The following is a 10,377-nucleotide window of genomic DNA, read 5'->3' on the forward strand; positions in this document are numbered from 1 at the left end:
TTCTTCGTAACGATCATGCTTCCTACCGAACCCTGCCTTTGGAGCCGGTTTCTGAGGCGCTGTTGCACGGTATTGGCTACAATCAAGTCTGTGATCGGCAGGTGTCCAAGCTTCGCGTCGCTTATTCGTCAGAGTTAGCTGGTCTAGAACTGGTCGAAGAAGGCAACCATCTGCAGTTGACAATCGGGGCGGCAGGCTATGTCGACTTGATAGCTTGCCTTCACCGGCTAGCGTGCGGCGAAGGCGATTTCGCGCTTCATACGGATACAAAAAACGGGCGTATTTGTTGGCACTTTTGGTGGCCATACGCGCACAAAATAATGAGATTGAGTGAGTTAAGATGATTAGTATTGATGGATCGGAAGGTGAAGGTGGCGGGCAAATGGTGCGCAATGCGTGCGCCTTGTCGCTCATCACGGGTGAGCCGTTTCACCTGACCAATATTCGCGCCAAGCGCTCAAAGCCCGGCCTCATGCGTCAGCACGCGACGGCGGTGGAAGCCGCTCGCCAAATCTCGGGGTCTGTTTGCGACGGCATCCATGTCGGTGCCACCGAATTGACCTTTCGCCCGGGCAAGATAACGCCGGGCGAGTATCATTTCTCAATTGGTACTGCGGGATCCACCGGCCTCGTGTTGCAAACAATCCTCATGCCGCTGATCTTTGCGGATGGCCCCTCGAAATTGGTTCTCGAAGGCGGGACCCACGCCATGGGTGCCCCACCCTTTGAGTTTATCGAGCGCTGCTTTCTGCCCCTGATCAATCAAATGGGGCCGAAGGTTTCCGCGCGTCTGATCCGGCATGGGTTTTACCCCCGTGGTGGTGGGCGGATAGAGATCGATATTGAGCCGGCACCCTTGCGCCCCATCGCATGTCTGGATCGCGGTGCGCTCGTGGATGCAACCTGTGAGGCAAACTTCGCGGGCCTCTCCTTTGATGTGGCGAGACGCCTTCGCGGCCGCGTACAGGCGGCTTTTCCGACTTGGCCAGAAAGTGCCTTCTCGGTTCGAGAGTTGCCAGCCGATCAAGGCCCCGGTGTGATTTTAATGCTGACGGCGCGCTATGCCCATGTCACCGAACTGGTCAGCGGCTTTGGACAATTGGGCGTCCCGGCTGAACAATTGGGGAAAGTGGCTGCTGCGCGTATGCAAGGCTATCAGGACAGCATCGCCTTCGCTGGGCCACATCTGGCGGATCAATTGATCTTGCCCTTTGTCCTTGCTGGGCGCGGGCAATTCACGACCGTCAAGCCAAGCCAACATTTGTTGACGGCGATGGACCTTGCAACCCGCTTTACGGGGCGGGCGTTTAATCTGACCGACCATGAGGGCGGCGCACATTTGGTGCGGCTTGGTCCCTGAAATAGTTGGCGGCAGGTGCATCAAAGCGCCTGCCTCAGGCCTGTGGCGGCTTGGACCGTTTCGTCCACGTGCTGACCGCAACAATCACGCAGCCTGCGGCTATGCCTGCGGTCAAATCAAACCAAGCGACCACCAGCAAAGTAACCAGCATTGCGGTCGCCTGGCCGAAAGAGGATTTGGCGACACTGGCGATCTCATGACGCTCGATCATGCCCCATGCCACCACCATCAGTACCCCGGCTAAGGCGGCAAAGGGAATATGGGCGGCCAGCGGCATCAGGGCCAAGAAGGCAATCAGCACAAAGATGGCATGAAGGATGCCTGCAATGGGGCCATGGGCCCCCGCGCGGATATTGGTGGCCGTACGGGCAATTGTCCCCGTGACGCAAAATCCGCCAAATAGTGCCGCCCCCATATTGGCTAGGCCTTGGGCAACCAATTCAGCTTCGGGTCGATGTTGTCTCCCGCCCATCGTGTCCCCCACCGTCGCTGACAAGAGCGATTCAATCGCCCCTAACAAAGCAAAAGATGCGGCAGCTGGCAGAAGCATCATGATAAAGGCGGGGTCCAATTGGGGTAAGCTCGGGGCAGGCCAAACGCCCTTCAAGGTGCTGAACCGATCACCCAAAGTCTCAATTGGTAGGTGAAAATGCTCCGCCGCAAGGCTTGTCACCACAATGGCCAGCAGCATGCCGGGAAAAGCGGGCTTCCAGCGACGCGCCAACAGAATGACCGCCATGGTTGCAATCGCAAGGGCGCAGGCGGCGGGGTTAAAGCTCGCTCGCGCTGAAATCAGTGTGCGGATCTTTTCGGCTAGTTCAGCGGGCTCATGGGAAATCTGTAGCCCCAGAAAGTCATGCAACTGGCTGGCTGCAATGATGATCGCAATGCCAGCTGAAAACCCTAGGACGACCGCTTTAGGGATCAAACGCACAAAGCGGCCGAGACGAAGCGCCCCTGCAAGAACCAAAAAAATGCCCGAGAGAAAGGTCGCCGTGATCAGGCCCGCAACGCCATGCGCCAATACGGTTCCGGCTACGGGCACAATGAAGGCCCCTGCGGGTCCGCCAATTTGATACCGGCTTCCGCCCGTTGCTGAAACAATCAGACCGCCGACAATCGCGGTGATCAAGCCCTTTTCGGGCGGTAGTCCACACGCAATGGCAATGGCCATCGATAAGGGTAGCGCAACCACAGCCACCGTTGCCCCAGCCAAGGCGTCCTTTCCAAAGGCGTTTAAGCCATAGCCCTCTTTTAGAACGCTGATGAGCTTGGGCTTAAAGGTTCGGGCAGGGTCCGGCGCGACTTCATTCATCTTTTAGCCTCACGCCCCTGCCGCGCGCATGGCTCGGCTGCTCGGGGCCAATGACCTCAACGCCCAGCCGATCAAGTGCGCCCAAGACTTTCATCAGGCTGTCGACCTGCGCCCGCACAATGCCGTCGCTTGCCTCCATGCGTTGGATGGTCGGCAAAGATACCCCAGCTGCTGTTGCCAGATCACTTTGGTCGAGGCCAAGAAGCGCGCGGGCAGCTTTGAGTTGAGCGGAAGTCAGCATGGAGGCCACCTCTTTGATGTATGAAGTATCAGTTACTACTGTTCAAACTTGTCTTCTAGCGGCCAGCATGTCAATGAGAGGTGTCTAAAGATTGAAGGAACCGCCCATGACCGCCAGTGACGACGACTATGTCTATGATGAAGCGAGCGGGGAGTGGATGCCGGCCTCCGAATTGGCTGCGCGGACACAGGCGGAAAGCGCTGTCGTGGTGCGCGATGCGGTTGGCAATGTGTTGCAAGACGGCGATGCCGTGGTTCTCGTCAAAGATCTCGACGTGAAGGGGGCTGGGCAAACGTTGCGCCGAGGCACCGTGATCCGTTCGATCCGCCTGACGGGCGATGCACAGGAAATTGACTGCAAGCACGACACCATTCGCGGCCTCGTGCTGCGTGCGGAATTCGTCCGCAAGCATTAAAGTCTATCGCTGAACTGGCGCGCAAACTTGGTCAATCCGATCGGTCAAGCGACTTTCAAGCGGCTCCGCCGTGCCCTCTTTTGGTCGTTGGTTCAGAAAAAGCGGTGCGAAAAAGGGTGAATCGCAGCGGCCCCCAAATTTTTTTAAAACCTGCCAACCGGCCTCGATACGGGCTTCATAGGTCGTACAAGGCTTCCAAAATAAACCATAAATATTCAAAAAATGTCATAGCATTCTGTTGATTGGTTCGTTTGTTGATTTCAGTTGAAAGCATCCATCAACCATTTCCATTGCCCAAAAATACTGCATTTTCTCTTTTGGTAGGAATTTGTTTACCATGTTTCTCAACGCCGGATTCAGAACTCAATTTTACGCTGTTCAGGTATTCAAAACGAATACACCTCGCTCGTAGCGGGGGACAACCAAGTATGGATGAGGGCTAGAAATGCTCAGCGTAAACACGAATCAAGGCGCTATGGTCGCGCTTCAAACTTTGAATAAGACCAATTCCGACCTCGACAAAACCCAAAACGCGATTTCGACGGGTTTGAAGGTCGCCTCCGCAAAAGATAATGGTGCGATCTGGGCTATCGCTAATAAGATGCGCTCCGACGTTGGTGCCTATGACCGCGTTCGTGAATCGACTGACCGCGCCGCCTCCATCCTCGACACCGGCATTGCGGCTGGTGAGAGCATCATGGAACTTCTGAACGAAATGAAGGGCAAGGCTTTGGCCGGCACCCAAGCTGGTAACTCGGCATCTGCACAGGCAGCGCTTGCCGCCGACTTTGCCCAGCTCCGTGACCAAATCACCAGCGTCATCGCAAACGCTTCATTCGACGGCGCGAACATGATCCAAGGTACGCCGAGCAATGCTGTGTCCTTGGGCGACGCGGCGGGTGGTAACACCATCACGGTCAACGGTGCCAGTTTGGCATTGGGTGGTACGGTTGTGACCGTCGCAGCTGGTAGCGTTCTGACGGACAACACCACTTCGGGCACCGCATTGGGCCTTGTGAACGCATCCATCACCAACTTGGGTACCCAATTGGCAACCTGGGGTGCTGGCGCAAAGCGTTTGGACGTGCACCGCACGTTCATTGGTAAGCTGCAGGACGCATTGAACAACGGGATCGGGGCGATTGCAGACGCCGACCTCGCCAAGGAAAGCGCGAAACTGCAGGCCCTGCAAACCAAGTCTCAGCTTGGTATTCAAGCGCTGTCGATTGCCAACAGCTCGTCGCAGTCGGCTCTGTCGCTGTTCCGCTAAACCGAACAACAAGAAAAAATCTCCTTCTAAATGGGCTCAAGCCGAAAGGCTTGGGCCCTTTTTTGTTTATTGGCACAATAATGAAGCTTTCAGTTGGGCTGTATTCTCCCTTTGAGATCGTTTTGCACCTTTGAATTAGGGGGCACTTGGGCTTGCCCCATGATCAAGTATTGACAATGACTTGGTCTACTCATGGGCATCAGCCATGACATAAAGTCATGAGATTATTTGTAACGAGGTCGTGTGATACGTCTCCGCGACGCCATTCGGCTTTTGGCTTAGAAATTGGATAAAAAGGGGCATAATCCTAGAGGTTTATGACGTTAATTTAATTATCTGGGGGCATTGCCGCCTCATAACGCGCACGTTACCCTCCGGCAAAACGGGGGACTAACATGTTAAAGATTACCGGCCTGACGCATGTCTATAGCAATGGCGTCAAGGCGCTTGATAACATCAATCTGACCATAGCGCCGGGCATGTATGGACTGCTCGGCCCCAATGGTGCTGGCAAATCGACCTTGATGCGCACCATCGCCACGCTGCAAACGCCGACCTCTGGCGCGATTGAGTTTGGTAAGATTGACGTGCTGCAACAGCCCGAACTCTTGCGCGAGACTTTGGGCTATCTGCCGCAAGACTTCGGCGTCTATCCGCGCGTCACCGCCAAAGACATGCTGAACCATATGGCCATCCTAAAGGGCTTCGCTGGCGCTAAAGAGCGCAAGGAAGTCGTTGAAGGCCTATTGAACCAAGTCAATCTTTGGCAGGTGCGCAACAAGGCCATCGCGGGCTTTTCCGGCGGCATGCGGCAGCGGTTTGGGATCGCACAAGCTTTGATTGGTGCCCCCAAGCTGATCATCGTGGACGAGCCGACCGCGGGCCTCGACCCTGAAGAGCGCAACCGCTTCTTGAACCTATTGGCCGCGATTGGCGATGAAGTGGTCGTGATCCTCTCCACCCACATCGTGGAAGATGTCGCCGATCTCTGTCCGGCCATGGCTATTCTGGCCGGTGGGAAGATTGTGGCAGAGGGTGCACCCAAAGACCTAACCCACGCGCTGTCGGGGCGGGTATGGCGCAAGACCATTGGGCGCGCGGCGCTCGCGGATTATCAAGCGCGGATGCAAGTCATTTCCTCGCGCCTCTTCGGCGGCGAGACCGTCATTCATGTGTTGGCCGACCAAGAGCCAGAGCCCGGCTTTAATGCCGTCGAAGGGGGTCTGGAAGACGTCTATTTCTCAACCCTCGCCGCTACGCGCGCTGCTGCTTGAGATCGGGACAGACATTATGAAATCCTTGCGCCAATTCCTGTCTGTGGCCGGCTTTGAGTTCGGCTATCAGCTTCGTAACCCGGTACTCTGGGTCAGCTTTACCCTCTTCTTTCTGCTGACGTTCGGGGCCGTCACGGTCGATGAAATCCAGATCGGTGGCACCGGCAATACGAATATCAACTCGCCCTTTGCCATCAATCAAACCATGATGGTGATGGGGATTTTTGCGCTGTTTGCCGTGACAGCCTTTGTCGCCAATTCGGTCACACGCGATGACGAGACCGGCTATGGCCCCATTTTACGTGCCACGCGTTTGGGCAAAGCGGCCTATCTGTATGGCCGTTTTGCCGGGTCTTGGCTGGCAGCAGCGGTGGGCTATCTCTCGGTGCCGCTGGCGATCTTGATCGGCTCGCTCATGCCGTGGCTGGATCAAGAGAAGGTCGGGCCGCTGATTTTGGCCCATTATGCCTTTGCTTACTTCATTATCGCCTTGCCCATGCTGTTCGTATTTGGCGCGATGTTGTTTGCCTTTGCTACCGCGACCCGCTCCATGATGGGGGCCTATCTGGGCCTGATCGGCATTTTGGTTGCTTGGGTGACCACGGGCGTCATCTTCGACAAGCCCGACATGAAGGACATTGCCGGCCTATTTGACCCTACTGGCGTCAGCGCCTTGTTCCGCCAGACCGAATATTGGACGGCGGCCGACCGCAACACGCGCCTGCCAGAACTGGTCGGCACATTTCTGCAGAACCGAGCCATCTGGCTCAGCATTGCTTTGGCCTTTCTAGGCCTCTCCTATTTCATCTATCGCCCGGGCGGCAAAGGTGTGAAGGCAGACAAGGCAGCCAAGGCTGGTAAGGCCGTCGCTGGACCAATCGTGGCTACCGCACCTGTCATCGCGCCTGTTCTCACCGGCCAAGTGCGCTTGGCACAGCTCTGGGCGCGCACCGCGTTTGACGTGAAGGCGGTGATTTTCAGCCCGGCTTTCTTTGTACTGTTGGTCTTGGGCCTTTTTAACGCCATGGGCGCCCTTCTCTATGCGGATGAAGTGCGGGGCACCGCGATTGAGCCGGTCACACGCCTGATGGTCGTGGCCTTACAAGGCTCTTTCGCCATCATCCCTATCATCATTGCCGGCTTTTATGCGGGTGACCTTGTGTGGCGCGACCGCGAGCGCCGCATGGCAGAGATTATCGATTCCACCCCGGTCAGCGATTGGGCCTTTGTCTTCCCAAAAGTCTTGGCGATCTTTCTGGTTCTGTTGTCAACCAATGTCGTCGGCATGCTGGCGGCGATGGGGGTGCAGCTCTTCAAAGGTTATGCAGGCCTTGAACCCGTGGGCTATTTGCTCTGGTGGATTGTTCCAGGCACCATTTCGGGGTTGCAGCTCGCTATTTTGGCTGTCTTTTTCCAAGCGCTCTCGCCCAATAAATATGTAGGTTGGGGTTGTCTCTTGGTTTATCTCGTCGCCTCGATCACGCTGGCGAGCATGGGCTTCCAGCACAATCTCTATAATTACGGCGGCAACCCCGGCACCCCCTTAAGCGCCTTTAACGGCATGGCGCATTTCTGGATCGGAAAAACGTGGTTTGACCTCTATTGGGGTGCTTTCTGTGTCGTTCTGGTGATCCTATCCTACGGCCTGTGGCGTCGTGGAGCGGAGACACGATTGATGCCGCGGATCAACCGATTCCCACGACGCATGATGGGCGCGACAGGGCTAGTTCTGGCCTCAGCCCTTGCCGCCTTTGCCGGCCTTGGCGGGTGGATTTTTTACAACACCAATGTGCTCAACATCTATCAATCAAGCGTCGCGGGCGAAGAAAGCCTAGCCAATGCCGAAAAGGCTTTGGCCCAATATGAGGAGATGCCAGGCCCAACGATCACGGACGTAAAACTCAACGTCAATCTGCGCCTGAAGGATCGCCAAGCCGATGTGACCGGCAGCTATGTCATCGAAAACCAAACCGGCGCGCCACTGTCACGCATGATTGCCGCGCTGCCCGACAGATCAACAGTAGAACGCGCCAGCCTATCCATCCCCGGCGTGGTCGTTGAAAAGGCTTGGCCGGACTATAATGTGACACTCTACCGGTTTGAGAAGCCGATGGCAGCGGGCGAAAAGCGCATTGTGACGTTTGAAACCACCTATGGCCGTAAGGGCTTCACCAATGGCAGTGGGCAGAGCCGCTTGATCGCCAATGGCACCTTCCTCGATAATTTTGAGTTGACACCCATCCTCGGCGTCTCGCGCGGCAATTGGATGACCGATCGGTCCAAGCGGCGCAAATATGGCCTCGACCCAGACCGTCGCCCCTTTAAATTGGAAGATCCTAAGGGCGATGCACACCATTATTTGCGGCCTGACAGCCATTGGGTGAATGCCGACATCACAGTCAGCACCGATGATGATCAAATTCCCATCGCGCCCGGTTACCAGGTTTCTGAGACCAAGAAGGACGGCCGCATCACCCGTCGTTTTGTAACCGAAGCGCCCATCCACCACTTCTTCTCGATCCAGTCGGCGCGCTATGGTGTAAAGCGCTCGCAAGTCCAAGTGGCGGGAAAGCCTGTCTCGGTGGAATTATACTATCACCCCAATCATACCGCGAACCTAGAGCGGATGGAAAAGGCGGCGCATCGGTCTTTGACCCTGTTCTCCGAGCGCTTCTCGCCCTACCAGTTCCGCCAATTCCGCATTTTGGAATTTCCAGCCTATGCGGCCTTTGCCCAGTCCTTTGCCAACACCGTGCCGTTCAGTGAGGACATTGGCTGGCTGCAGGCCAATCGAGACCCGACGAAGATTGACCTCGTCACCTTCGTCACCGCGCACGAAATCGCACACCAATGGTTTGCCCACCAATTTGTTGGCGGCGACAAGCAAGGCTCGACCATGTTGTCAGAAAGCTTCTCCCAATATGGTGCGCTTTTGGTGATGGAAGACATGTTGGGGCCAGATCATGTCCGCCAATTCCTAAAGAATGAGCTCGATTCCTATCTGGGCGCACGCGGCAGCGAAGTGGTGGAAGAATTGCCGCTGATGCGGGGCGAGAACCAAGGCTATATCCATTATAATAAGGGTGCCTTGGTGATGTACTTCCTGCGTAATGAAGTGGGGGAGGCACCAGTCAATGCCGCCATTCGCAAATTGATCGCCCAATTCGCGTTCAAGCCTGCGCCCTATCCTACCAGCGCCCAATTCATCACCTACCTGCGCGCTGAAGTGGGACCTGATCCCGTCAAGCAACAGCTAATCACCGATCTGTTTGAAAAGATCACGCTCTATGATGCCAAAGTGGCGGAAGCGTCTAAGGTCCAATTGCCAGATGGCCGGTGGCAAGTGACGCTGACGGTCGAGGCCAAAAAGCTCTATGCCGATGGCGAAGGCAAAGAGACCGAGGCCCCCATGTCGGAAGCTTGGGAAGTGGGCGTCTTTAATCAAAAGCCCGAAGACAAGGTCTTTACCAAAGCCAATGTTCTGGCGTTTGAACGCCGCCCTATCCGCAGCGGTCGTCAACAATTGGTCCTAACTTTGCCTGCCGTCCCCGAACCGGGCTTTGTCGGCATCGATCCCTATGTGAAGCGGATTGATCGCAACAGCGACGATAATCTTATCGCGATTGAGGCGGCTAAAGCGGGGAAGTGAAGGGGTAAGGAGCGTGCAGATAAAAACTTAAGCGGCATGCGGCAGCCTTGGGGAAGCTGTCCTGAAGGGACTTAAGGGGAACGCGCAGCAAAAGTTGCGCGGTCCTTTTGATGGGGTTTCTATCTAGAAGCGGTTTTGGTGATCCTTCTGTCACACCAAACCGCTGTCTCAATTGTTCTTGCGACCTCTGGGTAGTCAAGTGTCCGTTTTCTCTGAAAACGGATCGCTTAGCGACGCAGCAAAGCTGCGCACTTGACGACCCAGATGTCGCGGGCATGCTCGATGATCTATTTTGGTGGAACATAGGTTGCACCAAAATAGATCCAGATCGGCAGCACAAATTCGCCCCGCAACACCCTAAGGCTAAGGCGCGCTCCCCTCTCCCAGCAGGAGAGGGGAGCGCATAGATAAAAACTTATCCCCCACCCATCAAACCCCGCATAACTTAAGGCCATCACCAACGAGAGGGCGTTGTTGCTGCAGCGGCGACACCGGTTGGGGATGGTAAGCGGGATTAATCGAGGTTGAAGTGGCGACCTCGTGTTTCATTGGGATTAGCTGTCCTGATGCCCGAGTGTGCTTGTGCCCGACTGCCGTGTGAAGCCCTTGGTCAAGAACTTAGGCGATGCCTTTGAGACGCCTTGGGGAAGCCTTATGTATTTTTAGAAGCACGCGCTTCTAGGATGAGGCCTTTACGTACTAGGCGGGGGAAGAACTACACCACAAGGTGGCCTCGTTACCCACCCCGAGCACACACACTTATTCAGCCGGGGCGCACGGTTTGCGTCGTATTCCGGGCCAGTCCGTTAATCTGGCCCACCTATTTGGCGCATACCACGCGCCCCGGCCCCTC

The 10,377-nt window shown here is 55.9% G+C and carries 8 protein-coding genes; 6 read left to right on the forward strand and 2 right to left on the reverse strand.

From position 1 onward, the window contains the following. Together ACOVRA_RS02525 and rtcA are read left to right on the forward strand one after the other, a co-directional pair. On the forward strand, positions 1 to 344 hold a 344-nt coding region (locus ACOVRA_RS02525), incomplete at its 5' end, for a hypothetical protein (RefSeq protein WP_421718917.1). After that, positions 341 to 1,360: an RNA 3'-terminal phosphate cyclase gene (gene rtcA / locus ACOVRA_RS02530; RefSeq protein ID WP_421718918.1), complete on the forward strand. Its 1,020-nt coding sequence runs from the start codon at positions 341 to 343 to the stop codon at positions 1,358 to 1,360. The genes ACOVRA_RS02525 and rtcA, both read left to right, overlap by 4 nt. 34 nt (positions 1,361 to 1,394) lie before the next feature. Here the strand turns inward: rtcA and ACOVRA_RS02535 are convergent, their stop codons facing one another. After that, positions 1,395 to 2,675, reverse strand: a complete 1,281-nt coding sequence (locus ACOVRA_RS02535) for a SulP family inorganic anion transporter (RefSeq protein WP_421718919.1) — start codon at positions 2,673 to 2,675, stop codon at positions 1,395 to 1,397. Continuing rightward, positions 2,668 to 2,916 (reverse strand): helix-turn-helix domain-containing protein, encoded by a 249-nt coding sequence (locus tag ACOVRA_RS02540; protein WP_292933683.1) that lies wholly within the window; start codon positions 2,914 to 2,916, stop codon positions 2,668 to 2,670. The genes ACOVRA_RS02535 and ACOVRA_RS02540 overlap by 8 nt, the downstream gene beginning before the upstream one ends. Before the next feature lie 106 nt (positions 2,917 to 3,022). Between ACOVRA_RS02540 and ACOVRA_RS02545 the strand changes: the two genes are divergently transcribed. The 4 genes from ACOVRA_RS02545 (at position 3,023) to ACOVRA_RS02560 (ending at position 9,524) form a co-directional block, all read left to right on the forward strand. After that, positions 3,023 to 3,331 carry an alkylphosphonate utilization protein gene (locus ACOVRA_RS02545; RefSeq protein WP_292933681.1) on the forward strand — a complete coding sequence of 103 codons (309 nt, stop codon included), beginning with the start codon at positions 3,023 to 3,025 and terminating at the stop codon, positions 3,329 to 3,331. A gap of 445 nt (positions 3,332 to 3,776) precedes the next feature. Beyond that, positions 3,777 to 4,601 (forward strand): flagellin, encoded by an 825-nt coding sequence (locus ACOVRA_RS02550; RefSeq protein ID WP_292933679.1) that lies wholly within the window; start codon positions 3,777 to 3,779, stop codon positions 4,599 to 4,601. A gap of 395 nt (positions 4,602 to 4,996) precedes the next feature. After that, complete coding sequence (locus tag ACOVRA_RS02555) at positions 4,997 to 5,875, forward strand: ABC transporter ATP-binding protein (protein WP_292933677.1); 879 nt, start codon at positions 4,997 to 4,999, stop codon at positions 5,873 to 5,875. A 16-nt stretch (positions 5,876 to 5,891) separates the two neighbouring features. Then, entirely contained in the window at positions 5,892 to 9,524 is a 3,633-nt protein-coding gene (locus tag ACOVRA_RS02560) for an ABC transporter permease/M1 family aminopeptidase (protein WP_421718920.1), read from the forward strand. Positions 9,525 to 10,377: the final 853 nt, after the last annotated feature.

This window comes from Aquidulcibacter sp. (genome assembly GCF_049239865.1).
Lineage (GTDB): Bacteria > Pseudomonadota > Alphaproteobacteria > Caulobacterales > Aquidulcibacteraceae > Aquidulcibacter.